A 25976-nucleotide genomic window follows, 5' to 3' on the forward strand; every position below is an offset into this window, starting at 1 on the left:
CCTTTGTTTGTCCACGCTCCGGGATCGTTGATATAGTGGCGCGCAGGAGCAACCACGTGGCCGATCCGATGCCCAAGATCAAGTCCATCGCGATCACGAACCTGGCGCGGTCGGTTGTCGGCTGGCCGGCGCGTATGCTGTTTCCGCCGGTCTGCGCCGGTTGCCGCCGGCATGTCTCGCAGCCAGGCGTGCTGTGCGGCGCCTGCTGGCCGAAGCTCAGGCTGCTGGAGCGGCCATGGTGCCCGGTCATGGGCACGCCGTTCACCCATCATATGGGCGAAGGCTTTCTGTCGGCCGAGGCGATTGCCGATCCGCCGCCTTTCGAGCGGGCGCGGGCGGCGGTCGCCTATTCCGGCGTTGCCCGCCAGATGGTGCAAGGGTTGAAATACCAGGATCGCACGGATCTGGCACCATGGATGGCGCGCTGGATGGTGCGCGCGGGTGCCGATCTCATCGCCGAGGCGGATGTGGTGGTGCCGGTGCCGCTGCACTGGCGGCGCTTTTTCAGGCGGCGCTTCAACCAATCGGCGGAACTGGCGCGGGCGGTCTCGGTGCTCAGCGAACTGCCCTTCGCCCCCTCGGCGGTGCGGCGCGTGAAACTCACCCGCCAGCAGGTCGGGCTGGAGCGCAGCGAGCGCGAGGAGAATGTGCGGGCGGCCTTTCGGGTACCCGCCGAGGCGGAAATCGAGATCGCCGGCCGCAGGGTGCTTTTGATCGACGATGTCTACACCACCGGCGCCACGGTGCGTTCCGCCACCAAGGCGCTGAAAAGGGGAGGTGCGGCCGCCGTCGACGTGCTGACCTTTGCCCGTGTGTTGCCGGGGGACTTTCGGGCGGACGAGTCCGCGACTATATAAGTCGGCAACGAACAGCGGAAATTCGTCATGGCCGATGTCACGATCTACACCCGTATGATGTGCGGCTATTGCACGGCAGCCAAGCGGCTGCTCGAGCGCAAGGGCGTCGTCTTTACCGAGCACGATGCCTCCTTCTCGCCGGAACTGCGCCAGGAGATGATCTCACGGGCGCATGGCCGCACGACCTTTCCGCAGATTTTCATCGGCGATACGCATATCGGCGGCTGTGACGACCTCCACGAGCTGGAGGCCGAAGGCCGGCTGGACAAACTGCTCGCCAACGGCGCGACGAATTAAGGGAATGACGATGGGTGTTTTCAAAGCCGCTGCGATCCAGATGCGTTCAGGCGAGAGTCCCGAGCGCAACGCGGTCGATCTCGAACGGCTGGTGCGTGAAGCGGCAAGCCAGGGCGCGACCTACATCCAGACGCCGGAAATGACCGGTGCGCTGATCCGCGACAAGGAAGCTCGCGCCGCCTCGTTTACGTCCGAAGACAAGGACATCGTCGTTTCGACCGCGCGCAGATTGGCCAAGGAACTCGGCGTCTTCCTGCATATCGGCTCGACCGCCATCCTGCGGGCCGACGGCAAGCTCGCCAACCGGGCGCTGCTGTTTGGCCCGGATGGTGCTGCGCTCGCCACCTACGACAAGATCCACATGTTCGATGTCGACCTCGACAATGGTGAGAGCTGGCGTGAATCCGCTGCCTACGAACCGGGCACCGAGGCCGTCGTCACCGAGATCGAGGGTGCAAAGCTCGGCTTTGCCGTTTGCTACGATTTGCGCTTTCCGCAATTGTTCCGCGCCGAGGCACTGGCCGGCGCCGATCTGCTTTCCGTACCTGCCGCCTTCACCCGTCAGACCGGCGAGGCGCACTGGCACGTGCTGCTCAGGGCCCGCGCCATCGAGAATGGCGCCTATGTCATCGCCGCCGCGCAGGGCGGCCTGCATGAGGATGGCCGCGAGACCTACGGTCATTCGCTGATCGTCGATCCGTGGGGCCGTATCATCGCGGAAGCCGCGCATGACGAGCCTGATGTGATCGTCGCCGAGATCGACCCGGCGCAGTCGCTTGCCGCGCGCAAGAAGATCCCCAATCTCAGGAATGCGCGGGATTTCGCCGTCAATGCCGGCTTGGGCGAGGCGCCGCGGCTCAGGGGTGCAGCCTCTTGATCCGCTTTGCCCTGATCTGCGAGCACGAGCACGAATTCGAAGGCTGGTTCCGCAGCAACGACGATTTCGACACCCAGAAGAAGCGCGGCTTTGTCGATTGCCCCACCTGCGGCTCGCACAAGGTGCAGAAGGCGCTGATGGCGCCGGCTGTCTCCACGGCGCGCAAGCAGGAAACCATAGCGCTCGCCATGGGCGAGGCGCAGAAGCAGGCTTTGGCACAGCTCAAGGCGATGGCCGAGAAGGTGCGCGAGAATGCCGACTATGTCGGCGACAAGTTCGCCGAGGAAGCGCGAAAGATCCATTTCGGCGAGAGCGACCCGCGCGGCATCTATGGCGAGGCGACGCTGGATGAAGCCAAGAGCCTGGCCGAGGACGGCGTCGAGTTCATGCCCATCCCGGTGTTCCCGGACGATCGCAACTGAATTCCGAGGGAGCTTTGCGCGACCCAGAAGCGATTGAGCCGGAACGCAGCATAAGAGCCGTCGTTGGCCGGTTGGCCCGCTGGGCCGCCGTGAAGCTTAGCGGTACCCGAACGGTCGACGGATTGCTCATCATCAGCGACAAGGGCACCGACAAGATCGTCGAGGCGCTTCAGCTTATTCGTGATTTTGATCCAGTGCGCTACAGACGGCTGCTTGGTGACGTAAGACAGGTATTCGTCACAACCCTTCCTGCTTCAGTCGCGCAATGGGCGAACTCCTCCAAGGCGTGCGAATTGGACGAGCGCCATATCATCAGCGAAGAGACGACGCCGGAATTGGTCGCTTCGATTATCGTCCATGAGGCCACCCACGCGCGGCTTATGCGATGCGGTATCGGCTACGAAGAGGCGTTGCGGGATCGCGTCGAGCAGGTCTGTCTGCGTCGAGAAATAGCCTTTGCGGCCAGATTGCCGACAGGAAAGGGCCGGGGCCAGCAAGCTGAAGCGACACTTGAGGCCATGCCGGACTTTTCCGACAAGGCGATGAGTGAGCGAAATCTCAGTGGTTTGCGAGATGCTCTGCTCTACCTCAACATGCCGACCCGGCTTGTCCACCTCACCGTATCATACCAGCGCTGGAAACACCGGCGCCGGTTCTCGCGGCAGCCTATGAACTGACCGGCTAGAGCATTTCACCGTTTCGCGGAAACGGCGAGCTGCTCTAACTATTTGTTTTGAAGCAATTCTAGGCGGAAAACTTTTCCTAGAATTGCTCTAGCCCATACTCCCGATCAATTTCTCAAGCAGCCGAGAGAGCGTCTCCTGTTCCGCCGGCGTCAAGCCCGAGAGAACCTCGTGTTCGTTGGCCACGTGGGCGGTAACGGCTTCATCGATCAAGGCCAGGCCCTTGTCGGTCAGCCGCACGACAATGCCGCGCCTATCGTTGGGATGCGGCCCGCGCAGGATCAATCCGGACGTTTCGAGCCGGTCTAGCCTGTTGGTCATGGCGCCGGACGTCACCATCGTCGCCTCGTAGAGAGCGGTCGGCGTCAGCGTGTAGGGAGAGCCTGAACGGCGCAGCGTTGCCAGCACGTCAAATTCCCCGGACTGCAATCCATAACGGGCAAACAACGGCGCCAGGCGCTCGCGGGCGATCAGCGAGGAGGCCTCGTTCAGCCGCCCGAGCACACCCATTGGCGAGACATCCAGATCGGGCCGCTCCCGCTTCCATTGCTCGATCGCTCTTGCTGCCCTGTCCAATTGTCTCACCATCATATATCTTGACGTTAAGAATCTTTCCATTATCTTATCATAACATGCAATGCCGGCCAAGGGCCGCGCTACAGGATTCGGTCAATGAAACTTCTCTGGGATTCGGCGCTCGGCCTGCTGGTCGTCACCGGCGGCCTGCTCGGCCTGACGCTGCCGTTCGGCAAGCTCGCCACGGCTGCCGACGTGCCGGCCATGGTCTGGGCCTTCGTCATCTCGCTCGGCGCCGGCGGGGTCTTGCTGTGCGTGCTCCTGGCTCGCGGCAAGCGGGTCCGGCTCACCGCGCACAAATTGCGCTATTTCTTCGTGACTGCCGCGGTGTCCTATGCTGTCCCCAACCTCCTGATGTTCTCGGCCATCCCGCATCTGGGCGCCGGCTACACCGGCATCATGTTCACCCTGTCGCCTGTCATCACACTGGTGTTCTCGATCCTGTTGCGTGTCCGGCGCCCCAACATGCTGGGCATTGTCGGCATCGCCGTCGGCTTCGTCGGCGCCGTCATGGTCGCGGTGACGCGCGGCGAGGCCGGCCAGCCGGCCGATTTGTTCTGGGTAGTGATGGGTTTGCTCATCCCGGTCAGCCTTGCCGTCGGCAACATCTATCGTACGGTCGACTGGCCGGACGGCACCGGCCCGATCGAGCTTGCCGTCGGCAGCCATCTGGCGTCGGCGGCGATGCTGCTTGCCGGCATTCTCCTCCTGTTCGGCGGCGAGGCTTTCGCGCCACTCGGCGGCGTGCCACTGGTGGTCATCGCGCAGGTCGCGTCGGCGTCGGCTATGTTCGCCTTCTTCTTCAGGCTGCAAGCGGTTGGCGGCCCGGTCTATCTCAGCCAGATCGGTTATGTCGCGGCGGCCGTCGGCCTGTTTGCCGGAACCATCTTCCTCGGCGAGCACTATCAGCTGCTGACCTGGGCAGGCGCGCTCATCATCACCGCCGGCGTGTTCATCACCACCAGGGCACAAAGCCAGAAGGCGTGAGCGGTCGCAAGGGATCCGAATCACCTTCGCGCCTGGAGCCGATTTCACCTGAATTTGTATCCAGATCTGCTTTATCTTCCTGTTTGAGCGTGATCTTTTCCGAGGACCGTTCCCTTTTTGGAATCGTGCTCTGGAGCAAGCCATGAACGAACCGAAGACATCAGAGGCGACTGCTGTCGATGTAGCTGATTTTCGCGCCGCGATGCGGCTGATCGTCGGCAATGTCAGCGTCATCACCGCCGGCACCGGCGAGGATCGCTCCGGCCTGGTGGTCATTTCGGTCGTCTCGCTGTCGGCCGAGCCGCCCAAGGTGATCGCCTGCGTCAACAGGTCGTCGTCGACCTGGCCGGTGATCGAACGCTACCGGCATTTCGGCGTCAATTCGCTTGGGCCCAAGCATCAGCGCGTGGCCGAGCGGTTCTCCGGCTTTGGCGGCATCAAGGGCAAGGACCGCTATGAGGGCGCCGAATGGACGACGCTCAAGACCGGAGCTTTACTGCTTTCGGACGCGGTGGCCGCCTTCGACTGCAGCCTCGACGAGATGATCGATCGCGGCACGCATTCCATCGTCATCGGCTCGGTCGAGGCCGTGCGCACCCACGATGCCGGCCAGGCGCTGATCTACTGGCGCGGCGGCTACAGGCCGCTGAATTCTGAATAAGGCCAGAATTCAGAATAAGGTCAGACTGAGCCTTTTTCCGCCAGGACCATGTAGTTGACGTCCATGTCCTTCGAGCGTGCCCAGCGGTCGGCCAGCGGGTTGTAGGTGACGCCGGTGCGGTCGATGATGGTCAGGCCGGCGCCGCCAAGCGCCTTTTCGAGTTCTTCCGGGCGCACCAGCTTGCCGAACTGGTGGGTGCCGCGCGGTAGCCAGCGCAGCACATATTCGGCGCCGATGATGGCTAAGCCCAGCGCCTTCAGCGTGCGGTTGATAGTGGCCACGAACATGACGCCGCCGGGCCGCACCATCTCGCCGCATTTGGCGACGAACAGGTCGATGTCGGCGACATGCTCGACCACTTCCATGTTGAGGATGACGTCGAACTTTTCGCCGGCGTCGGCAAGGTCCTCAGCCGTCGTGGCGCGATAGTCGATGCTGACATTGCCCTCGGCGGCGTGCAGCTTGGCCACTTCGATATTGGTTTCGGAGGCATCCGCACCCACGACTTCGGCGCCAAGCCGCGCCATCGGCTCGCACAGAAGTCCGCCGCCGCAGCCGATGTCGAGGATGCGCAGGCCCTCGAAAGGCCTTGCAGCGCGCGGGTCACGGCCGAAGCGCGTTGCTATCTGGTCGCGGATATAGGCCAGCCGGACCGGATTGAATTTGTGCAGGGGACGGAACTTGCCGTTCGGGTTCCACCATTCGGCGGCAAGGGCGGAAAAGCGCTCCACCTCTCCGGCATCGATCGTCGATCGTCGGGGCTCTGGCATGGGTTGGTCTCCTCGACACTACAGCGCCGCGCGTCCTCTTGGACGCGCAAAGGACGCTGTAGCACTTTAGATTCTGCGCATGATCCTTTCCGAAATCGACTTCGATTTCGGGGTCATGCGCTAGGAAGTCGGGCGTGAGGCCGCGAATGTCAAGGCAACAATTTTCGATGCTGCCAAGGGGCTGACAGAGTGGCCGACCTACTTCGTGCCGAGCACGTCACGCAGTTTCGCCGCCAGTTGCTCGATGGTGAAGGGCTTGGCGAGGAAATGCACGTCGTGGTCGAGCACGCCGTTGTGGACCACCGCGTTCCTGGTGAAGCCGGTGGTGAAGATCACCTTCAGCAGCGGCATGCGGGCAACGGCCTCTTCCGCCAGCTTGCGGCCGTTCATGACGGGCATGACGATGTCGGTGAACAGCAGGGCGACGTTCGGGTTCTCCGCCAGTTTCTGCAACGCTTCCTCGCCGCTCGCTGCATGAATGACGGTGTATCCGAGTTCTCGTATGGCCTCAGTCGTGGAGACCCGCACGCGGGCATCATCCTCGACGACAAGGATCGTTTCGGTGACCGGTGCGGCGGTGTTGTCGCCTCGCCGCGTGGTCACGGCCGGCTCTTCGGCGCCGAAATACCGCGGCAAGTAGATCTTGATCGTCGTGCCTTCGCCGGGTTCGGAATAGATGTTGACATGGCCACCCGACTGCTTGACGAAGCCGAACACCTGGCTCAACCCTAGGCCGGTGCCCTTGTTGACCGCCTTGGTGGTGAAGAAGGGTTCGAAGGCCTTGGCGATGACATCGGGGGTCATGCCCGAACCGGTATCGCTGACGGCGATCATCACATACTGGCCGGCCGCGACTTCGGCATGGGCGGCGGCGTAGCTGTCGTCGAGATGGCTGTTGGCGGTCTCGATGGTCAGCTTGCCATCATCGCCCATGGCGTCGCGGGCGTTGACGGCCAGGTTGAGAACGGCGTTCTCGATCTGGCTCGGGTCGGCATGGGTTTTCCACAAGCCTCCCGCCAGCACCGTTTCGATACGGATGGTTTCGCCGAGTGCCCGCCGGATCAGGTCGGACATCCCGGTCAGCAGACGGTTGGCGTCCACGATCTGCGGCGCCAGCGGCTGCTGGCGCGAGAAGGCGAGCAGCCGGGCCGTCAGATTGGCGGCACGGGTCGCGGCATCGATCGCCGCGTCGATGAATTGTGCGATGTCGTGCTCGCCGCGCGCCAGCTTGCGCTGGGCGAGGTTCATGGCGCTGATGATCACCGCCAGCATGTTGTTGAAGTCGTGGGCGATGCCGCCTGTAAGCTGGCCGACCGCCTCCATCTTGTGCATCTGGCGGATCTGGGATTCGGCCTTTTCGCGAGTCTCGATCTCCTTACCGAGGGCGACGTTCTTGCGCACCAACTCATCCTGGGCGACGGCCACCTCACGGAAGCGGCGGCGCGATTCCCTGATCGCGTAGCCGGCAAGCAGGAAGATCGCCAGCAGCGCCGCCAGCGAACCGATGCGTAGCCAGGCCTCGACCTGGTCGGTATGCGCGTCGCGCGCGGCGACGGCTGCGGCGCTGATGCGTCGGACCGTATCCATGCTGGTCCGGATTTCGTCCATCACGGCCTTGCCCTGGCCGCTGCGAATCAGATCCAGCGCTTTCGTCGCATTGCCCTGGTCGTACAGGGCAATCGTCTCGGCCAGTTCAGCCTGCTTTTGCGAAAGCGCGTCCTTGATATGGTTGATCGGCTGGACGAGCTGGTCGTCGGGGGCGGTCAAGCTGTCGATGTGGGCAAGTTGGCCCGGAATGGCGCCGACAGCGCTCCGATAGGGTTCGAGATAGGATTTCTCGCCGGTCAGCAGGTAGCCCCGCTGGCCGCTCTCGGCTTCCTGCGCCAGAGAAAGCAGACCCGAAAGCAATTGCTGATATTCGATTGCCTCGCGCGCGGCGGCGCGGTTGGCCCGCTGTTCCTCGACCAGCATGGCGCGGCTGCCGACAATCAGCGCCAGCACGGCGAAGCCGGCGACAAGCGGGAGCGATTGCCATCGCATGGCACGTCGAAGACGAGCAATCATCATCTGTTATGCCCAACCAAAAGAATTCCCCGCAGGCTGCATTTCGTAGGCGGCGGCGGGGCGGAAGGCAATATGCCGGCTTCTGGCGCCGGCAATCGGCCGCCAGCCTTGCGAAACCTTCATCATTTGGCTAAGGAGGCCGCGCATTCAGCGGCCGGCGTCAGCCGGCCTTCCGCTTTTCGGGATTCCGGCTTTTGGCCGGGATCCGGCTTCAGGCAAAGGCATTTCGCTCCCATGGCGCGCATCGTGATGAAATTCGGCGGAACCTCGGTCGCCGACATCGCCCGCATCCGCAACGTGGCGCGTCACGTCAAACGCGAGGTCGACGCCGGCCATGAGGTGGCGGTGGTCGTTTCGGCGATGGCCGGGAAAACCAATGAACTGGTCGGGTGGACGCGTGAGGCCTCGCCGATGCATGACGCACGCGAATATGACGCGGTCGTCGCTTCCGGCGAGCAGGTCACGGCCGGCCTTCTGGCCATCACCTTGCAGAACATGGGCGTGCATGCCCGCTCCTGGCAGGGCTGGCAGATCCCGATCAAGACCGACAATGCGCATGGAGCGGCGCGCATCCTCGACATCGACGGCGCGTTCCTGATCAAGCGCTTCGGCGAGGGCCAGGTGGCGGTGATCGCCGGGTTCCAGGGCATCGGCCCGGACAATCGTATCGCCACGCTCGGCCGCGGCGGCTCCGATACCAGTGCTGTCGCCATAGCCGCGGCGGTCAAGGCTGATCGCTGCGACATCTATACCGACGTCGACGGGGTCTACACCACCGATCCGCGCATCGAGCCCAAGGCGCGGCGGCTGGCCAAGATATCGTTCGAGGAAATGCTTGAAATGGCCTCGCTCGGCGCCAAGGTTCTGCAGGTGCGTTCGGTCGAGCTTGCCATGGTGCACAGGGTGCGTACCTTCGTGCGGTCGTCCTTCGACGATCCCGACGCGCCCGGAATGGGGGATTTGCTCAATCCGCCCGGAACGCTCATTTGCGACGAGGAAGAGATCGTGGAACAGCAGGTCGTCACCGGAATTGCCTACGCCAAGGATGAAGCGCAGATTTCGCTGCGCCGGGTCGGCGACCGGCCGGGCGTTGCCGCCGGCATCTTCGGGCCGCTGGCCGAGGCCAACATCAATGTCGACATGATCGTCCAGAACATTTCCGAGGACGGCAAGTTCACCGACATGACCTTCACCGTGCCGTCGGGCGATGTCGACAAGGCGCTGGCCGTGCTTGAACGCCTCAAGGCTTCGATCGGCTACGATGTCGTGCAGTCGGAAGCCGGCATGTCGAAGGTTTCGGTCATCGGCATCGGCATGAGGAGCCATGCCGGCGTCGCCGCCACCGCTTTCAAGGCGCTGGCCGACAAATCGATCAACATCCGCGCCATCACGACCTCCGAGATCAAGATTTCGATCCTGATCGACGGTCCGTATACGGAACTTGCGGTTCGTACTTTGCATTCCGTCTACGGTCTGGATAAGCAGTAGCGAGAACGATTTGAGTTGTTGCGTGTGCGCCGGTCGCGGTGGAAACTGCGGCGGGCAGAATGCCCATTGGAGAAGAAGCCGCGATGCGTGATCAGGCCAGTGGCCCGCGCGTTTTGCTCAAACGGCTCCGCGAGCTCATGCAGGAGCCGCTGGAGCCGCAGGAGCGGCTTGACCGGATTGTGCGCGACATCGCCTCCAACATGGTCGCGGAAGTCTGCTCGCTCTATGTGCTGCGCGCCGATTCGGTGCTCGAACTCTACGCCACCGAAGGTCTGAACCCGAACGCCGTCCATTTGGCGCAGTTGCGGCTGGGCCAAGGCCTGGTCGGCACGATCGCCGCCAGCGCGCGGCCGCTCAACCTGTCCAATGCGCAGGAACACCCTGCCTTCGCCTATCTGCCGGAGACCGGGGAAGAGATCTACAACTCGTTCCTCGGCGTGCCGGTGCTGCGGGCAGGGCGCACGCTGGGCGTGCTTGTGGTGCAGAACAAGACCATGCGCCATTACCGCGACGACGAGGTCGAAGCGCTGGAAACCACGGCAATGGTGATCGCCGAGATGATCGCCACCGGCGATCTGGCGCGGCTGACCCGGCCCGGCCTTGAACTCGATCTGCGCCGTCCTGTCAGCTTCACCGGCCTGTCCTTCAATGAAGGCGTCGGGCTCGGCCACGTCGTGCTGCACGAGCCGCGCATCGTCGTCACCAATCTGTTCAACGAAGACAGCGAGGAAGAGGTCCGCCGGCTCGAAACCTCACTCAGCTCGCTCAGGCTGTCCATCGACGACATGCTGGAACGCCGCGACGTCGCCTTCGAAGGCGAGCATCGCCAGGTGTTGGAAGCCTATCGCATGTTCGCCAACGATCGCGGCTGGGTGCGGCGGCTGGAAGAGGCCATCCGCAACGGCCTGACGGCCGAAGCGGCGGTGGAAAAGGTGCAGAGCGACATGCGCGCCCGCATGCTGCACATGACCGATCCCTATCTGCGCGAGCGGATGAGCGATTTCGACGACCTCGCCAACCGCCTGCTGCGCCAGCTGATGGGGCGCGGGCCGGAAGATGTCGCCGCATCGCTGCCGAAGGATGCCATCATCGTTGCACGTTCGATGGGGGCCGCCGAGCTGCTCGATTATCCCCGCGACAAGATGCGCGGGCTGGTGCTCGAGGATGGTGCCGCGACCAGTCACGTCGTCATAGTCGCGCGTGCCATGGGCATTCCCGTCGCCGGGCAGATGAAGGGCGCCGTTTCCATGGCGGAAAACGGCGATGCCATCATCGTCGACGGCGAAGAGGGCGTGATCCATTTGCGGCCGCAGCCCGATCTCGAGGCCGCCTACGCCGAAAAGGTGCGCTTCAGGGCGCGCCGGCAAGAGGTCTACCGCGAGCTGCGCAAGAAGCCGTCGACGACCAGGGACGGTGTCCAGGTCGACCTGTTGATGAATGCCGGTCTCGCCGTCGACCTGCCGCAGCTTGCCGAAGCGGGCGCGGCCGGTATCGGCCTGTTCCGCACCGAACTTCAATTCATGGTCGCCTCGACATTTCCCCGGGCCGAAGCCCAGGAAAAGCTGTACCGCGACGTGCTCGAAGCGGCGCGCGGCAAGCCGGTCACTTTCCGCACCATCGACATTGGCGGCGACAAGGTGCTGCCCTATTTCAAGGGTGCGATCCAGGAAGAGAACCCGGCGCTTGGCTGGCGGGCGATCCGGCTGACGCTTGACCGGCCGGGGTTGTTGCGCACCCAGATCCGCGCTTTGCTCAAGGCCAGCGGCGGCCGCGAATTGAAGCTGATGCTGCCGATGGTGACCGAGCTGGGCGAGATCGCCCAGGCACGCGAGATCATCGACCGCGAGGTGCGGCATCTCTCGCGCTTTGCCCATCATTTGCCGACCAGCCTGAAGCTGGGGGCGATGTTGGAAGTTCCGTCGCTATTGTTCCAGCTCGATGAATTGATGAAGGCGGTCGATTTCGTCTCGGTCGGTTCGAACGACCTGTTCCAGTTCGTCATGGCCGTCGACCGTGGCAACACGCAATTGGCAAACCGCTTCGACACGCTGTCGGCGCCGTTCCTGCGTGTGCTCAAGCAGATCGCCGATGCCGGCGTCCGCAACAATACGCCGGTGACGCTGTGCGGCGAACTCGCCGGCAAGCCGATCTCGGCGATGGCGCTGATCGGCCTCGGTTTCCGTTCGATCTCGATGTCGCCGGCCTCGATCGGTCCGGTCAAGGCGATGCTGACGGAACTGCCGCTGGACGAGTTGAAGGCGTTTTTCGACGACAATCTGATGGCTCCGGCACAGGGCTTGCCGATGCGGGCGCTGCTGCAGGCCTTTGCCGACGACCGTTCGATCCCATTGTAGCAGCCTCATCATGGTCAATTTGCCCCGCGATCGTATGGATCAAGTCGTCAAGCGTTTCGAGATGCTCGAAGCGCAGATGTCGGCTGGTCCGGCGCCGGATGCCTATGTGCGCATGGCGTCCGAATATGCCGAAATCCAGGATATGGTCGCCAAGGTCAGGGCATTGCGCCTGGCCGAGCGTGAACAGGCCGATCTGGAAGCCATGCTTGCCGACAAGGGCACCGATGCCGAGATGCGGGCGCTCGCCGAGGCCGAGCTGCCGGAGATCGAGGAGCGCATCGAGGCGTTGCAGAAGGATATCCAGATCCTGCTGTTGCCCAGGGATGCCGCCGACGACAAGAACGCCATTCTCGAAATCCGCGCCGGCACCGGCGGTGACGAGGCCGCGCTGTTCGCCGGCGACCTGTTTCGCATGTATGAGCGCTACGCCGCCGAACGCGGCTGGCGTTTCGAAACCGCCTCGGCCAGCGATGGCGACGCCGGCGGCTTCAAGGAAATCATCGCCACGGTGTCGGGCAAGGGCGTCTTTGCGCATCTGAAATTCGAATCCGGCGTGCACCGCGTGCAGCGTGTGCCGGCAACGGAGGCCAGCGGGCGCATTCACACCTCGGCCGCAACCGTCGCGGTGCTGCCCGAAGCCGAAGAGGTCGACATCGACATCAGGGCCGAAGACATCCGCATCGACACGATGCGCGCCTCGGGTTCGGGCGGCCAGCACGTCAACACCACCGATTCGGCCGTCCGCATCACTCATCTGCCGACTGGCATCATGGTCGTGCAGGCGGAGAAATCGCAGCATCAGAACCGCGCCAAGGCCATGCAGATCCTGCGTGCCCGGCTCTATGATCTGGAGCGCGGCAAGGCCGACGAGGAGCGTTCCGAATCGCGCAAGTCGCAGGTCGGTTCCGGTGACCGCTCGGAGCGCATCCGCACCTATAATTTCCCGCAAGGCCGCGTCACCGACCATCGCATCAATTTGACGCTCTACAAGCTCGACCGGGTGATGATGGGCGAACTCGACGAGATCATCAACGCGCTGATTGCCGATCACCAGTCGAAATTGCTCGCCGACATCGGCATCGATGACTGACCTGCCCGACGCACTCGGCCCGCTGCTGCGGGAAGCGCGGGCCCGGCTTGGCACCACTGTCGACGACCCGGCGCTCGATGCGCGGCTGATCGTCGAGCATTTTTCGGGCACGACGCGCACGCAAGCCATTGCGGACCCTGAACGCAGGCTCGGCGCCGGCATTGTTGCCGAAATCGATGCCGCCCTGAGACGCCGCGCTGGCGGCGAACCGGTGCATCGCATCCTCGGCTATCGTGAATTCTACGGTTTGCGCCTGTCGCTGTCGCCGGAAACGCTGGAGCCGCGGCCGGATACCGAAACGCTGGTCGAGGCGATATTGCCCTTCGTCAAGGCAGTTGCGGCGCGGGAAGGCGGGTGCCGCATCCTCGATCTTGGCACCGGCACCGGCGCCATTGCGCTGGCGCTGCTCAGCGTCGTACCGACGGCTAGCGCAACCGGCGTCGATCTGTCCGCAGGTGCGCTGGCGACGGCGGCCAGTAATGCCGGGAAACTGGGTCTTGCAGACCGGTTCACGGCGCTGCAGTCGGACTGGTTCGAAAAAGTTTTCGGCCGGTACCATGTAATCGCCGCAAACCCTCCCTATATAACCACGGAAGACATTGGAAATCTGCAGGACGAAGTCCGCAATTTCGACCCGCGCCTGGCCCTGGATGGCGGCGCGGACGGTCTGAACCCCTACAGAACCATCGCTGCGCAAGCGGCAAGGTTTTTGGAAGCTGAAGGCAGGATTGCGGTCGAGATCGGCCATACGCAAAGCGATGAGGTCTGCGAGATATTCGCTGCAGCTGGCTACATGCCGGGCGGTGTTTTTCGCGACCTCGGCGGAAACGACAGGGTTATTGTCTTTGAAAGGATAAAGCCTTGACGCAGTGCAAAAAAGCGCTTGGCAATGCCGGGGAATGCGGCTAGGGTCGCCTTAACCGGATGAGACGAAGCAGGCAGTGCTCTTAGCGATTCGGTTTTCCTTGGAAATAGCTGCCTTCTTGCGCAAACGATGCCCAAGCTTCGTGCGGGAATCGTCCGGCAAGTGATGTAACCGGAACAGGATGACACGTGGCGCCAACGCAATCGATGCGGGCGAACGCCGGTGAAGAGACGAAACGGCTGGCTGCATGAGCGCCTCCGTTCGTGAAGAGTTTTTCGAAAATTTCAAAATGAAGAGAGTTTGATGAGGCCACAACAGCAGAACAGGCGCATGCGCGGTCGCAACAATAATGGCGGCGGCGGTGGTAACAATAACAACAATAACAACAACAACCGCAAGGGGCCTAATCCCCTGACGCGCAACTACGAGAGCAATGGCCCGGATGTGAAGATCCGCGGTTCGGCTCAGCAGATCGCCGAAAAGTACGCCACCCTTGCCCGCGATTCTCACAGCTCCGGCGACCGGGTCATGGCGGAGAACTATCTCCAGCACGCCGAGCACTACAATCGCATCATCGCGGCCGCACAGGCGCAGATGCCGATCCAGAACGCGCAGCAGAATCGCGATGATTTCGACGATGACGGCGACGAGGACCGCGACGATTTCGACAACGGCAGCAACAACAGCAACACTGTTTCCGATGCCCAGATCCCGGTGATCAACCATGGCGCCGGCCCGCAGCCGGTCATCGAAGGGACGCCGGCCGAGGTTGCGCTCAACCGGGAAGGTGGCCGCGAGGCCCGTGATAATAATGGCGGGCGCAACAATGGTGGCCGCGACAACAATGGCGGGCGCCATCGCGATCGTCGCCCCAATGGCGGTTATGGCCAGAACGGCCAGCGCGACTTTGGTTCGTCTGTGGAGCAAGGTGGTCAACCGCAGGGCAACGAGCCCCCGGTTCAGGGCGAAGCCGTTTCGCCGACTGAATCTGTAGTGCCGGCCGAACCGGCTCCGTCGTTCGAGAATCTTTCGCCGGCAGGCCTTGCGGCCCAGGCCGAACTCAACGAGGCGGCCGCCGAAAGCGGTGCTGCCCGTCGTCCGAGGCGGCCGCGCCGCCCGCGCGTCAACGCCGATCAGGTTGATGGCGGTAGTGACAATGCCAATTCCGTGGCCAACGCCGGCGAGGCGGCTGCGGCCCCGGTCGACAGCGGCAACGCCCAACCGGTCAATGTCGATATCGACAACTGATCGAACGGCATTTCAAGGCATTGAACGGCGGAGAGAAATCTCCGCCGTTTTCGTTTGGGCGGCCGTGCAATATTATGAAGTTGCCGATAGCGAGACGTCTTGAGGGTTCGGAGCTTGTGCACCATATCAGCCTCAACTGGACCCGGCTCGAATGGGCGGGTCCGTCACCGCAATCGGATCCGGTGCCGCAAAGCGGGCCGGTGATGGAAGGAGACAGATATGAACCTTGAGAAATACTCAGAGCGCGTGCGCGGTTTTATCCAGTCCGCGCAGACTATGGCGCTTTCCCGCAACCATCAGCAATTCACCCCTGAGCATATCCTGAAAGTGCTCGTCGACGACGATGAGGGCCTGGCCGCGTCGCTGATCGAACGCGCCGGCGGCAACGTTCGCGACGTCAAGCTTGGCGTCGAGACGGCGCTCGAAGCGATGCCCAAGGTCGAGGGCGGCAATGGCCAGCTCTATCTGGCCCAGCCGCTGGCAAAAGCGTTTTCGACCGCCGAGGAACTGGCCAAGAAAGCCGGCGACAGCTTTGTCACGGTGGAGCGGCTCTTGCAGGCGCTGGCCATGGAGAAGTCGGCCAAGACCGCCGACATACTGGCCAAGGCCGGCGTCACCGCGCAGGCGCTCAACCAGGTCATCAATGACGTCCGCAAGGGCCGCACCGCCGATTCGGCGAGTGCCGAACAGGGCTACGACGCGCTGAAGAAATACGCGCGCGACCTGACCGCGGATGCCCGTGCCGGCAAGCTGGACCCCGTGATCGGCCGTGACGACGAGATCCGCCGCACCATTCAGGTGCTGTCGCGCCGCACCAAGAACAATCCGGTGCTGATCGGCGAACCGGGCGTCGGCAAGACGGCGATCGCCGAAGGCCTGGCGCTGCGCATCGTCAATGGCGACGTGCCGGAATCGCTGAAGGACAAGCAATTGATGGCGCTCGACATGGGCGCGCTGATTGCCGGCGCCAAATATCGCGGCGAGTTCGAGGAGCGGCTGAAGGCCGTGCTCTCCGAAGTCACCTCGGCCAGCGGCAACATCATCCTGTTCATCGATGAGATGCACACCCTGGTCGGTGCCGGCAAGGCGGATGGCGCCATGGATGCGTCGAACCTTCTGAAGCCGGCGCTGGCGCGCGGCGAGCTGCACTGCGTCGGCGCCACCACGCTCGATGAGTATCGCAAGCATGTCGAGAAGGATGCAGCGCTTGCCCGCCGCTTCCAGCCGGTGTTCGTCGACGAGCCGACGGTGGAAGACACCGTCTCGATCCTGCGCGGCCTGAAGGAGAAGTACGAGCAGCACCACAAGGTGCGCATTTCGGATTCGGCGCTGGTGGCGGCGGCGACGCTGTCCAACCGCTACATCGCCGATCGCTTCCTGCCGGACAAGGCGATCGATCTGGTCGACGAAGCCGCATCGCGGCTGCGCATGCAGGTCGATTCCAAGCCTGAGGCGCTGGACGAGATCGATCGCCGCATCATGCAGCTCAAGATCGAACGCGAGGCGCTGAAGGTCGAGACGGACGACGCCTCGAAGGATCGGCTTGCCCGCCTGGAAAAGGAGCTCGTCGGCCTCGAGGAGGAATCGACCGAGATCACCGCCAAATGGCAGGCCGAGAAGCAGAAGCTCGGGCTCGCCGCCGACCTCAAGAAGCAGCTCGACGAGGCGCGCAACGACCTTGCCATTGCCCAGCGCAAGGGTGAATTCCAGCGCGCCGGCGAGCTTGCCTATGGCAAGATCCCGGAACTGGAAAAGAAGCTGAAAGAGGCCGAAACCCAGGACGGCAAGGCCGGCATGGTCGAAGAGGTGGTCACGCCGGATCACGTGGCCCATATCGTCTCGCGCTGGACCGGCATTCCGGTCGACAAGATGCTGCAGGGCGAGCGCGACAAGCTGCTGCGCATGGAAGATGAGATCGGCAAGCGCGTCGTTGGCCAGGGCGAGGCGGTGCAGGCTGTTTCCAAAGCGGTGCGGCGCGCCCGTGCGGGCCTGCAGGACCCGAACCGGCCGATCGGCTCGTTCATGTTCCTCGGGCCGACGGGCGTCGGCAAGACCGAACTGACCAAGGCGCTGGCAAGCTTCCTGTTCGACGACGAGGGCGCGATGGTGCGCATCGACATGTCGGAGTTCATGGAAAAGCACTCGGTCGCCCGGCTGATCGGCGCACCTCCCGGCTATGTCGGCTATGAGGAAGGCGGCGCGTTGACCGAAGCGGTGCGGCGCCGGCCCTATCAGGTCGTGCTGTTCGACGAAATCGAGAAGGCGCATCCCGATGTGTTCAACGTGCTGTTGCAGGTGCTCGATGACGGCCGCCTGACCGATGGGCAGGGCCGCACGGTGGACTTCCGCAACACGCTGATCATCATGACGTCGAACCTGGGCGCCGAATATCTCGTCAATCTCACCGAGGATCAGGACGTCGATCTGGTTCGCGACGAGGTGATGGGTGTCGTCAGGGCGTCGTTCCGGCCGGAGTTCCTCAATCGCGTCGACGAGGTGATCCTGTTCCACCGGCTGCGCCGGCAGGATATGGGCCGCATCGTCGAGATCCAGCTCAAGCGGCTGGAGAGCCTGCTTGTCGACCGCAAGATCACGCTGTCGCTGGACCAGGAGGCGGTCGACTGGCTGGCGGCCAAGGGCTACGATCCGGCCTATGGCGCGCGGCCGCTGAAGCGGGTGATGCAGAAGGAATTGCAGGACCCGCTGGCGGAGAAGATCCTGCTCGGCGACATCCTCGACGGCTCGACCGTCAAGGTGACAGCCGGTTCCGACCGGCTGAACTTCCGCTCGAAGCCGGCGATCGTCGCGGCGGAAGTGGCAGCCTGATCCTACGCCGCGCGTCCTTCCCGGACGCGCGGCGTTTTAGGTCTTTGTCATATGCATGTCGTTTTCCCAAAACCGGGGCCACTTTTGGGCGACGTGCGCAAAAAAAGGGGGCGGGATGACGCTGGACGACTACAACGGCTTCTGCGCCTCGCTGCCCGCGACGAACCACGTTGTCCAATGGGGCGGCGCCCATGTCTGGAAGGTCGGAAACAAGGTCTTCGCGGTTGGCGGCTGGGATCAGGGCCAGCAGCTCTTCGTCACCTTCAAATGTTCCGATATCGCCTATGATGTGCTCAAGGAGCAGCCGGGCCTGCGGCCCGCGCCCTATCTTGCCTCGCGCGGTATGACATGGATCCAGCGTCGGACAAGCCAGAGCATGGATGATGCCGCGCTGAAGGATTATCTGCGCGAGAGCCATCGCCTTGTAGCCCTGAAACTGACCAGACAGGCGCGCAAGGAATTGGGACTTGCCGCAAGCTAGTCTATATTCCTCGAGGCGCTGGAAAACCGCCATCTTCATGCCCGGTTCATGTTGGAACTATATGGTGGGTAACTGGTTTGCTGACGAGGGGCTTCGCCAGAGAACAATGCCGGGCGGCGGCAATTACGGACCGGAGAGTTTCGCCACTATGCTGCGTACGATCTTCACCCTTTCGGTACTTGCCGGCGGGCTTTTGTCTGCCAATGCAATCGCAGCCCCGACGCAGGACAGCGCACCACCGATTGTCCGTGCCGCCGATACCGGTGGCATCCTTGTCGCCCAGGACGGCAATCTCGACATCTACTACGACGCCAGGGGCAACCGCGTGATCGTCGATGCCGATACCGGCAAGGTGATCGCCATCCAGCCGCCGCAGACCCGGCTCGACCGCCGCGCCTTGCGCCGCGATACACGACTGCGCGAACTGGGCCGCGCCCCCGAGGGCGACGACCGTTACTATCTCGACGATCCGGAAGACATGGCGCGGTTCCGCCGCCAGCAGTTGGAAGAGGAAGGCCGCGTTATCCCGCCGCCGGCGGACGAGTACGATCCCTATGGGGACAATGCCGTCGAAGCCTATCCGCCGGCACCGCAGGACGATGGCAGCTACGATGACAATTATCCCGACGCGCCGCAGCCGGCAAAGCCGGGTACCATCAAGCGCCAGCCGCTGGACGAGGCCTCGATAGACCCTGCCCAGCCGGCGACGTCAGCCGATCAGGCAGCTCTGCCACCAGAGACTGGCGGCAAGACCACTGTTGCCCCGGCACTGTCGCTGGGAGCGCGCCAGGATGTCGCCGCCCTTCAGGTGCTGCTCGACCGGGGTGGCGCTTCGCCTGGCGTCATCGACGGGCGTTTCGGTTCGAACGTCGACAAAGCGCTCGCTGCCTACAACCAGATCACCGGCGCCAATCTGCGATCGACCGACGCGGTCGCCATCCAGGCGGCACTTGCGCAATCCGGCGGCGATGCCTTCGCCAACTACACGATCACAGCGGAGGATGCGGCCGGTCCCTATGTCGCGTCGATCCCGGAAGACTACAGCCAGAAGGCGCAACTCGATCGCATGGGCTATACGTCGGTGACCGAGGCGCTCGCAGAGCGCTTCCACATGGATGAGAATTATCTCAAAGCGCTCAACCCGGACCTCGATTTCAATCGTCCCGGCACGACCATCAAGGTCGCCAATTTCGGCAAACTGGTTTCGACGCCGGTGGCCCGCATCGTCGCCGACAAGGACAAGAAAGAGGTTTTCGCCTATGATGCCGGCGGCAGGCTGGTCGCGGCCTATCCCGCAACCATCGGCTCTTCGGACACGCCGTCACCGTCCGGCATTCACACGGTGTCGCGCGTCGCGCTCGATCCGAACTACACCTACAATCCCAGCATCAATTTCAAGCAGGGCCAGAACGACAAGGTCCTGACCATTCCGCCTGGGCCGAACGGTCCCGTCGGCTCGGTCTGGATCGCCCTGGACAAGCCGACCTATGGCATCCACGGCACGCCGGATCCGTCGAAGATCGGCAAGACCGAAAGCCATGGCTGCGTACGCCTGACCAACTGGGATGCGCGGGAGTTGGCCAAGCTGGTTTCGCCGGGTGTCACGGTGGAGTTTGTCGGCGGACCTTCAGCCGATAACCTTGCGCAGCAGTGAACTGGGAAGTGCGGCGGCATAGACCAGCTGCATGATCAGGATGAAGCCGAGCTTTCAAGCGGCCGCCTCATCGAAATCCCCGCCGGCTGCACGTAACGGGGCTGGCATGACTGTGCCATTTGCACCCTGTCAGGGTGCAACCCTGGCCAAACGGCTGGTTTCAATGACTGCAAGCCACTGGCCGGTTGTTGCCGATGCGCTAGGGATTTAAGCAAGGTTTCATGCATTCACCGAGCAAAGCTGCCGCGGTCCCGCTGACCAGCCCGGTCACGCATGGAACGTTTTGTCCGCAGTCGCAGCGGCGATTTGTGCTGATCGCGGCAATTCTGGCCTCGGCGCTTGGCTTCATAGACGGCTCGATCCTGGCCATCGCCACACCGGCGATTCGCGTCAACCTCGGCGCCAGCCTTGCCGAGGCGCAGTGGATTTCCAATGCCTATGCATTGACGCTGTCGGCGCTGATCCTGGCCGGGGGTGCGGCCGGCGACCGATTCGGTCTGCGCCGCGCCTTCGTGTCCGGCATTGCGCTGTTCATCGTCGCTTCGCTGGCCTGTGCGCTGGCGCCGAATGCCATTGTGCTGATCGCATTTCGCGCGTTGCAGGGCATCGGTGCGGCAATCATGGTGCCCGGCAGCCTCGCCATCATCGCCAAGGCCTACCCGAAGAAAGAACGCGGCCGCGCGATTGGGATCTGGGCGGCGGCTTCAGCGCTGACCACGGCACTTGGCCCGGTGTTCGGCGGTTTCGTGCTGTCGGCCTTCGGCGACGGCATCTGGCGGGCGATCTTCGCCATCAACCTGCCGCTGGGCTTGATCTCGATCTGGCTTCTGCTGGCCAAGGTTCCTGCCGATACGCCGACGGAGAAACGCAGCCTGGATCTCGGTGGTGCAGCGCTCGCGACATTGGCCTTCGGCGCGCTTGCCTATGGGCTGACCTCGATGAGCGCCAGCGGCGAGGGCCTCATGGCAGGGCCGAGCATTGCCGCAGGCGTCGTACTGCTGGCTGTCTTCATCGTTTTCGAGCTTCGGCAGCGCGAGCCGATGATCGACCTCAGCCTGTTTCGCGTCGGTGCTTTCGCCGGCGCCAATGTGGCGACATTCTTCCTCTATTTTGCGCTATCGGCCAACCTTTTCTATCTGCCGATGCTGCTGATCGCCGGCTGGGATCTGAGCACGGCCGAGGTCGGCTTCATCTTCCTGCCCTTGTCGGCATTGATCGCGCTTTTGTCGGGACCGGTCGGCAAGCTTTCGGACCGGATCGGACCACGTTTTCCGATCGCCTGCGGCAGCTTGGTCGTGGCTTTCGCGTTTGCCGGGCTGGCCTTGCTCACCTACGCCGGTATCCACAATTTCTGGATTGGAATATTCCCGCTGATGGCGCTGATGGGGCTCGGCATGGCTCTGGTCGTGTCGCCTTTGTCGACCGCGATCATGACGGCGGTGGAAGACAAGGACACGGGGGCCGCCTCCGGCATCAACAATGCCGTCTCACGCATCGGCGGTCTGATCGCGGTGGCGGCGATGGGCTCGCTTGCCGCATGGGTTTACGCGAATGCGCTGGACGCGAGCGCAACGTCCGCCATCCCAGGATTTGGTGAACCGGCGCCAGCCGGGCTTGCGCCGGCCATCGATGCGGCGAGGCTCGCCGCCAGCGATGCCGCTTTTGCCGCGGTTTCTTCGGTGACTGCGCTGCTTTGCCTGATTGCGGCTGTCATCGCCTGGACGACCATTCCCGGTGAGCGATTGCCATGGCCGCGACAGGCCGAAGATCGGCAAGGCTGAAGCGGGTCAACCGTCGATCTTGGCGCTCGCAACCTTCAGCGAATCGCTGTCTTCCTGCTTCAGCAGTTCGTCGATGCGCTCGCGCTCGCGCTTGAAGGCGACGAGGTCATCGCCCTTCAGCACCTTGCCGACCGGCAGGCGGACACGCATCGGATCAACCTTGGTGCCGTTGACGATCAGCTCGTAGTGAAGATGCGGGCCGGTGGCGAGGCCGGTCTGGCCGAGGAAGCCGATGGTCTGGCCCTGGCGGACGTGCACGCCCGGTTCGATGCCTTTGGCAAAGGCGCTCTGGTGATTGTATGATGTCTCATAGCCATTGGCATGGCGGATGATGATCTGCTTGCCGTAGCCGCCGGCCCAGCCGACCTTCTCGACCGTGCCGTTGCCGGCGGCGATGATCGGCGTACCGATCGGCGCGGACCAATCGACGCCGGTGTGCATGCGGACATAGCCGAGGATCGGATGCCTGCGGGCGCCGAAACCGGAGCGGAATTTCCCGGCGGGCAGGGGATTGCGCAACAGGAACTGCTCGGCGCTCGAGCCGTCCTCATCAAAATAATCGGTGCCGCCGTCCTGCATCTGGAAGCGGTAGAAGTTGCGGGTCTGGCCGCCGAACGTCGCCGAGACGTAAAGAAGCTCGGAGCTGTCCGAAGTCTGGTCGTCACCGTCGGGCTGCGAGAACAGGACTTCGATGCGGTCGGCGGGGCTGAGGCGGGATTGGAAGTCGACGTCGGACGCCAGCAACTTGATCAACCGCTGCGTCATCGCCTTGGACATGCCGTAGGAATAGGCGGCGCGGTAGATGCCGTCATAGACGTTGGGCAGGTTGCCGCGCACCACCACGGGCGCCGACGAATCATCGAAGGCCGTCAGCAATTCGGGGTTCGGATCCGGTTCCTGCGCCGGCACATACTGGCCGCGATCGTTGAGCGCGATGGTGACGATGTGCTGGGTCCGGTCATAGACGCTGGTGCGCACGACCTTGGCGGCATCGCCGTGAACCTCAAGGCCGACACGCAGCACGGTTCCAGCCTTGAGCGCTGTTGCGTTGAGCAACTTGGCGATAGCTTCGGCCATTCCGGTGGCATCTTCACCCGTGTAGCCCGAATTGGCAAAAGCCTCGGTGACGTCGAGATCCTTGGTGAAGGGGATGATTTCCTCGGCGAAAGCCGGCGCCTGGTCGTCAACAGTGGCACGGGGCGCCACCGAGACATTTTCCGGCACGATCTTGACGTCGTAGGAGCCCGCCATGCTCTCGGCAAAAGCTTCGCCGAATCGCTGCGGGTCGACATAGTGAAGTGAAGCGACCTGCACGGCGCCGTCGCTGAGGTCGGTGCCGGCTTCGCGCACCACTTTTTCCACCTCGTCGGCGGAGAGGTCGCTCTTTTCGTCGAAGGAAGCTGTTTCGATCGGAAAATCGACGGTCTTCAGGCTCATCTCGCTTTCGACCTTGGCGCCGTAGATCTGGCCGGAAGCGGCAGAGGCCGTCGCCGGCTGGGCATTGTCGTCGCTGTCGTCGCCGAACACCTGCATCGGGTCGAAGGGTGGGTAGGCGCGGCTGGTGGTGTGGCCGGCGGCAAGGGCCATCTTGATCTGGACGAAAGGCATGGTGTGGATGACGTCGCGGTCGCCGACCTTGGTGACCATCGACACTTCCATGCGGCGACGGTCCTTGGCCTTTGCGATCTGACGCGGCGCCACCAGCCTGGTGGTCTTGGCGACTTCGCCGGAATCCCCGTTGCCGGCAAGGCTGATCAACTCGGCGATCTCGGGTGGGGTGGCGAGTTGCTGGCGGCCGTCAAGGGCGGCGAACAGCGCCACGCCCATCAGCACGCTTGAGGTGACGCCAGTGAGAAATGTTCCCGACAGCCAGCGTGCAGAAACCTCGCGCCGGTCGGGCGGGCCGCTGCGGCCATCCGCGATAAGCGGCGGCTCGTTGCCGAGTTCGGCTATGACATCTTCCGTGTCTGGCATCCAGAAAGGCTGCTTCTTCCCCGGGCGGAACGGCTTGTCGCTTTTGTTGTGGCCGTGACATTTGCCTGTCATGGCAGGTGAAGTCAACGAAGCGCCAGGCTCCGAACGAATTGCCCCCAAGCACTTCTCTTATAGAGCGCTCTACCAGGCGGGGCGGTGTACCTTCTCTGCAAGGCCCATCGCACACTCCTATATAGAGGGCTCGTAAGACAGGCGCTGCTCCGTCGGCGGCGCCCACTTTCGTTGGCTTTGGTGTCGAACGGCAATGCGGCGGCAATAGGGCTCCTTCCCTGCCGTCCATCGGTATTGCCAGCGTTCCCCTGGGGCAGTCGGCTATCGGCAGATCGGGTCCGAAATTTCTGTCGCAAAAACTTCAAAAACATTGTCGATGTGTGTTGACAGTTGTCGTTGGTGGCGACTATATACGCCTCACGAACGAGGGCGGCTCGCCGCTGGCGACGAAGAAGTTTGCTCGCCCCCAAGCAGGCCAAGCCCAAGCGCCCCCAAGCAGGCCAAGCCCAAGCCGCCAGACAGAAAACTCAAATCCTCTCCCCAACCAAACTTCGGTAAGCAAACAATCCGCCAGGAACAATGCCCGCCGGCCGTTCGCATTCGGGGACAATGGTGCCTGCAGCGGCACTCCTCGGCGCAGAAAGAGGCCTCAGCCGACAAGCTACGACGACAGACAAGCCTCTCAACAAACCTAATTCAAAATAGCCCGCAGCCGCGGGCCGTTTGCGTTCAGGGGATTGGCAAGCGAGGCGCCCAGCCGCCGCCATGGCCAGATCAACCGAATCGGAGGCAGAAAAGACGAAGCATCCGATCCTCAGGCATCGGTCAGTGACGCCGGTGGTGACTTGCAATCAAATACGAAATGAATTGGGTCGGGGTGGTGTTCTATTCAGTCGGCTTTTTGTGGCAACCCTCGGCCATGACAATGACTGAGGACCGCGAATCGACCTGCATGTGGATCCTCGATCGCGCCGGCGGTTGGGTGTGTCACGCCGCAAGTGCCGTTGGCCGAGCGGCCTGGGGGGCGCCGAAGCTACGCCTCGATCAAGTCGAATCAAAGTGAAGGGCGATTCTCTGGGGATGAGTGGCGCAAGGTGTAGCATGGTCGAATCGGCCAATTTTGCTGATAGCTGACATCTGTCGCCAGGTGCGGGATCACTCCCATGTTCCCGCAGGGGGGATGCCAATGCCAAATTCGCTTTGAATGACCATTACGAGAGCTCCATCAGGAAGCAGCTCGAATCAGGCCGCTACAACAATGCCAGCGAAGTTGTCCGCGCGGGCCTGCGCATGCTTGAGGATTTGGAGGCGGAGCGGGAGAAATGGCTGCGCGAGGAGATACCGGGGCGCCTAACTGAACTCCGGCAGGATTCATCGAAGGGAATCCCTGCCGAGACGGTTTTCTCCCGGCTGGAGGCGCGTCATCGCGCGAAGCAGGCGAAAGCCTAGTAGGGGTGGAGTATCGGATTGTCTTCCACCCCAAGGCAGAAGCCGAGCTGGAGCAACTCTACGGTGACATAGCCGGACGTGCGTCGCCGGCGATCGCCTGGAGATTCATTGCGGGTATCCCGACCATTGTCTCGGTCTGTCGACTTTTCCACAGCGGAGCACCGAGCGGGTCGAGATCATGCCTGGCTGCGGATTGTTGGCTACCGCGACAGCATTGCCTTTGCCGTCGAGGGCGGGCGGGTCCTGATCCTGGGCAGCTTTTACGCCGGCCGGAACATCACACCGGAATTGCTCGAGGACCGGCCCTAAACGGCGCTTCGGTGGAGAATTGCCCTGCAGTCCTCCAGGCGCGACGGGTGCGATGGCGCACATCAGCGCCTCGAGCTCGGGACGCATCACAGGAATGGTGAGCGCTAGAACGCCGCCCACAATTCAGCCAAGCCAACTCATGAATTTCGGCCCGGTGGATATCTCTACGAGAAATCGAAAAAACATTGTCGATGTGTGTTGACAGTTGTCGTTGGTGGCGACTATATACGCCTCACGAACGAGGGCGGCTC

21 protein-coding genes and 1 pseudogene are annotated in these 25976 nt (G+C 63.0%); 18 read left to right on the forward strand and 4 right to left on the reverse strand.

Features of this window, described 5'->3' with window-relative positions; genetic code table 11:
* Window positions 1-56 precede the first annotated feature (56 nt).
* The 5 genes from EJ079_RS13535 to EJ079_RS13555 are packed head-to-tail and all read left to right on the forward strand — an operon-like array spanning window position 57 to window position 3130.
* Complete coding sequence (locus EJ079_RS13535; RefSeq protein WP_127809229.1) at window positions 57-857, forward strand: ComF family protein; 801 nt, start codon at window positions 57-59, stop codon at window positions 855-857.
* 27 nt (window positions 858-884) lie between these two features.
* On the forward strand, window positions 885-1154 hold the full coding sequence (grxC, locus tag EJ079_RS13540) for a glutaredoxin 3 (protein WP_127397866.1): 270 nt from the start codon (window positions 885-887) through the stop codon (window positions 1152-1154).
* Window positions 1155-1164: 10 nt separating this feature from the next.
* A complete protein-coding gene (locus EJ079_RS13545; RefSeq protein WP_127397868.1) occupies window positions 1165-2031 on the forward strand; it encodes a carbon-nitrogen hydrolase family protein in 867 nt (288 codons plus the stop codon).
* Window positions 2028-2453, forward strand: a complete 426-nt coding sequence (locus EJ079_RS13550; protein ID WP_023811158.1) for a DUF1178 family protein — start codon at window positions 2028-2030, stop codon at window positions 2451-2453. The genes EJ079_RS13545 and EJ079_RS13550 overlap by 4 nt, the downstream gene beginning before the upstream one ends.
* A gap of 14 nt (window positions 2454-2467) precedes the next feature.
* The gene (locus tag EJ079_RS13555) at window positions 2468-3130 is read left to right on the forward strand and encodes a hypothetical protein (protein WP_127322210.1); all 663 of its coding nucleotides are present in this window, start codon (window positions 2468-2470) and stop codon (window positions 3128-3130) included.
* Between the two features lie 96 nt (window positions 3131-3226).
* Here EJ079_RS13555 and EJ079_RS13560 read toward each other — a convergent pair whose 3' ends face one another.
* Window positions 3227-3712, reverse strand: a complete 486-nt coding sequence (locus EJ079_RS13560) for a MarR family transcriptional regulator (RefSeq protein WP_127809230.1) — start codon at window positions 3710-3712, stop codon at window positions 3227-3229.
* A 96-nt stretch (window positions 3713-3808) separates the two neighbouring features.
* On the opposite strand from EJ079_RS13560, the gene EJ079_RS13565 reads away from it, so the two are divergent.
* Window positions 3809-4699 carry a DMT family transporter gene (locus EJ079_RS13565; RefSeq protein WP_127809231.1) on the forward strand — a complete coding sequence of 297 codons (891 nt, stop codon included), beginning with the start codon at window positions 3809-3811 and terminating at the stop codon, window positions 4697-4699.
* Window positions 4700-4841: 142 nt separating this feature from the next.
* The gene (locus tag EJ079_RS13570) at window positions 4842-5360 is read left to right on the forward strand and encodes a flavin reductase family protein (RefSeq protein WP_127399347.1); all 519 of its coding nucleotides are present in this window, start codon (window positions 4842-4844) and stop codon (window positions 5358-5360) included.
* A gap of 20 nt (window positions 5361-5380) precedes the next feature.
* Here EJ079_RS13570 and ubiG read toward each other — a convergent pair whose 3' ends face one another.
* Window positions 5381-6130, reverse strand: coding sequence for a bifunctional 2-polyprenyl-6-hydroxyphenol methylase/3-demethylubiquinol 3-O-methyltransferase UbiG (ubiG, locus tag EJ079_RS13575; protein ID WP_127809232.1), 750 nt, complete (start codon window positions 6128-6130; stop codon window positions 5381-5383).
* A gap of 198 nt (window positions 6131-6328) precedes the next feature.
* Window positions 6329-8170 carry a CHASE3 domain-containing protein gene (locus EJ079_RS13580; protein WP_127809233.1) on the reverse strand — a complete coding sequence of 614 codons (1842 nt, stop codon included), beginning with the start codon at window positions 8168-8170 and terminating at the stop codon, window positions 6329-6331.
* 258 nt (window positions 8171-8428) lie between these two features.
* Between EJ079_RS13580 and EJ079_RS13585 the strand changes: the two genes are divergently transcribed.
* The 9 genes from EJ079_RS13585 (at window position 8429) to EJ079_RS13625 (ending at window position 21981) form a co-directional block, all read left to right on the forward strand.
* Entirely contained in the window at window positions 8429-9682 is a 1254-nt protein-coding gene (locus EJ079_RS13585) for an aspartate kinase (protein ID WP_013529459.1), read from the forward strand.
* Between the two features lie 83 nt (window positions 9683-9765).
* Window positions 9766-12036, forward strand: coding sequence for a phosphoenolpyruvate--protein phosphotransferase (ptsP, locus tag EJ079_RS13590; RefSeq protein WP_027038177.1), 2271 nt, complete (start codon window positions 9766-9768; stop codon window positions 12034-12036).
* A 10-nt stretch (window positions 12037-12046) separates the two neighbouring features.
* A complete protein-coding gene (gene prfA / locus EJ079_RS13595; protein WP_127266723.1) occupies window positions 12047-13126 on the forward strand; it encodes a peptide chain release factor 1 in 1080 nt (359 codons plus the stop codon).
* Window positions 13119-13991: a peptide chain release factor N(5)-glutamine methyltransferase gene (gene prmC / locus EJ079_RS13600; protein WP_127396366.1), complete on the forward strand. Its 873-nt coding sequence runs from the start codon at window positions 13119-13121 to the stop codon at window positions 13989-13991. The genes prfA and prmC overlap by 8 nt, the downstream gene beginning before the upstream one ends.
* 303 nt (window positions 13992-14294) lie before the next feature.
* Window positions 14295-15239: a DUF4167 domain-containing protein gene (locus EJ079_RS13605; RefSeq protein ID WP_127809234.1), complete on the forward strand. Its 945-nt coding sequence runs from the start codon at window positions 14295-14297 to the stop codon at window positions 15237-15239.
* Window positions 15240-15458: 219 nt separating this feature from the next.
* Window positions 15459-18065: an ATP-dependent chaperone ClpB gene (gene clpB, locus EJ079_RS13610; RefSeq protein WP_127809235.1), complete on the forward strand. Its 2607-nt coding sequence runs from the start codon at window positions 15459-15461 to the stop codon at window positions 18063-18065.
* Window positions 18066-18180: 115 nt separating this feature from the next.
* Window positions 18181-18546, forward strand: coding sequence for an MmcQ/YjbR family DNA-binding protein (locus EJ079_RS13615; protein WP_127379972.1), 366 nt, complete (start codon window positions 18181-18183; stop codon window positions 18544-18546).
* A 148-nt stretch (window positions 18547-18694) separates the two neighbouring features.
* Window positions 18695-20200, forward strand: coding sequence for a L,D-transpeptidase family protein (locus tag EJ079_RS13620; protein WP_127811339.1), 1506 nt, complete (start codon window positions 18695-18697; stop codon window positions 20198-20200).
* Between the two features lie 221 nt (window positions 20201-20421).
* On the forward strand, window positions 20422-21981 hold the full coding sequence (locus EJ079_RS13625) for an MFS transporter (RefSeq protein WP_127809236.1): 1560 nt from the start codon (window positions 20422-20424) through the stop codon (window positions 21979-21981).
* A 6-nt stretch (window positions 21982-21987) separates the two neighbouring features.
* On the opposite strand, the gene EJ079_RS13630 is transcribed toward EJ079_RS13625, so the two are convergent.
* Complete coding sequence (locus tag EJ079_RS13630) at window positions 21988-23955, reverse strand: M23 family metallopeptidase (protein WP_164748944.1); 1968 nt, start codon at window positions 23953-23955, stop codon at window positions 21988-21990.
* Between the two features lie 1149 nt (window positions 23956-25104).
* Here EJ079_RS13630 and EJ079_RS13640 point away from each other — a divergent pair.
* Together EJ079_RS13640 and EJ079_RS33890 are read left to right on the forward strand one after the other, a co-directional pair.
* The gene (locus EJ079_RS13640) at window positions 25105-25416 is read left to right on the forward strand and encodes a type II toxin-antitoxin system ParD family antitoxin (RefSeq protein ID WP_127809237.1); all 312 of its coding nucleotides are present in this window, start codon (window positions 25105-25107) and stop codon (window positions 25414-25416) included.
* 5 nt (window positions 25417-25421) lie between these two features.
* Window positions 25422-25725, forward strand: a pseudogene (locus EJ079_RS33890) (type II toxin-antitoxin system RelE/ParE family toxin).
* The last annotated feature ends 251 nt before the right edge of the window (window positions 25726-25976 follow it).

It is taken from the genome of Mesorhizobium sp. M7A.F.Ce.TU.012.03.2.1 (assembly GCF_004006095.1).
In the GTDB taxonomy this organism is placed as follows: Bacteria; Pseudomonadota; Alphaproteobacteria; order Rhizobiales; family Rhizobiaceae; genus Mesorhizobium.

What these genes read in the sequence shown, in the direction of transcription:
- prmC (WP_127396366.1), top strand. Translation starts at nt 13,119, where the DNA reads ATGACTGACCTGCCCGACGCACTCGGCCCGCTGCTGCGGGAAGCGCGG.
- ubiG (WP_127809232.1), bottom strand. Translation starts at nt 6,130, where the DNA reads ATGCCAGAGCCCCGACGATCGACGATCGATGCCGGAGAGGTGGAGCGC.
- ptsP (WP_027038177.1), top strand. Translation starts at nt 9,766, where the DNA reads ATGCGTGATCAGGCCAGTGGCCCGCGCGTTTTGCTCAAACGGCTCCGC.
- EJ079_RS13625 (WP_127809236.1), top strand. Translation starts at nt 20,422, where the DNA reads ATGCATTCACCGAGCAAAGCTGCCGCGGTCCCGCTGACCAGCCCGGTC.
- EJ079_RS13605 (WP_127809234.1), top strand. Translation starts at nt 14,295, where the DNA reads ATGAGGCCACAACAGCAGAACAGGCGCATGCGCGGTCGCAACAATAAT.
- EJ079_RS13565 (WP_127809231.1), top strand. Translation starts at nt 3,809, where the DNA reads ATGAAACTTCTCTGGGATTCGGCGCTCGGCCTGCTGGTCGTCACCGGC.
- EJ079_RS13620 (WP_127811339.1), top strand. Translation starts at nt 18,695, where the DNA reads ATGCTGCGTACGATCTTCACCCTTTCGGTACTTGCCGGCGGGCTTTTG.
- EJ079_RS13630 (WP_164748944.1), bottom strand. Translation starts at nt 23,955, where the DNA reads ATGCCAGACACGGAAGATGTCATAGCCGAACTCGGCAACGAGCCGCCG.
- clpB (WP_127809235.1), top strand. Translation starts at nt 15,459, where the DNA reads ATGAACCTTGAGAAATACTCAGAGCGCGTGCGCGGTTTTATCCAGTCC.
- EJ079_RS13580 (WP_127809233.1), bottom strand. Translation starts at nt 8,170, where the DNA reads ATGCGATGGCAATCGCTCCCGCTTGTCGCCGGCTTCGCCGTGCTGGCG.
- EJ079_RS13570 (WP_127399347.1), top strand. Translation starts at nt 4,842, where the DNA reads ATGAACGAACCGAAGACATCAGAGGCGACTGCTGTCGATGTAGCTGAT.
- EJ079_RS13615 (WP_127379972.1), top strand. Translation starts at nt 18,181, where the DNA reads ATGACGCTGGACGACTACAACGGCTTCTGCGCCTCGCTGCCCGCGACG.
- grxC (WP_127397866.1), top strand. Translation starts at nt 885, where the DNA reads ATGGCCGATGTCACGATCTACACCCGTATGATGTGCGGCTATTGCACG.
- EJ079_RS13585 (WP_013529459.1), top strand. Translation starts at nt 8,429, where the DNA reads ATGGCGCGCATCGTGATGAAATTCGGCGGAACCTCGGTCGCCGACATC.
- EJ079_RS13545 (WP_127397868.1), top strand. Translation starts at nt 1,165, where the DNA reads ATGGGTGTTTTCAAAGCCGCTGCGATCCAGATGCGTTCAGGCGAGAGT.
- prfA (WP_127266723.1), top strand. Translation starts at nt 12,047, where the DNA reads ATGGTCAATTTGCCCCGCGATCGTATGGATCAAGTCGTCAAGCGTTTC.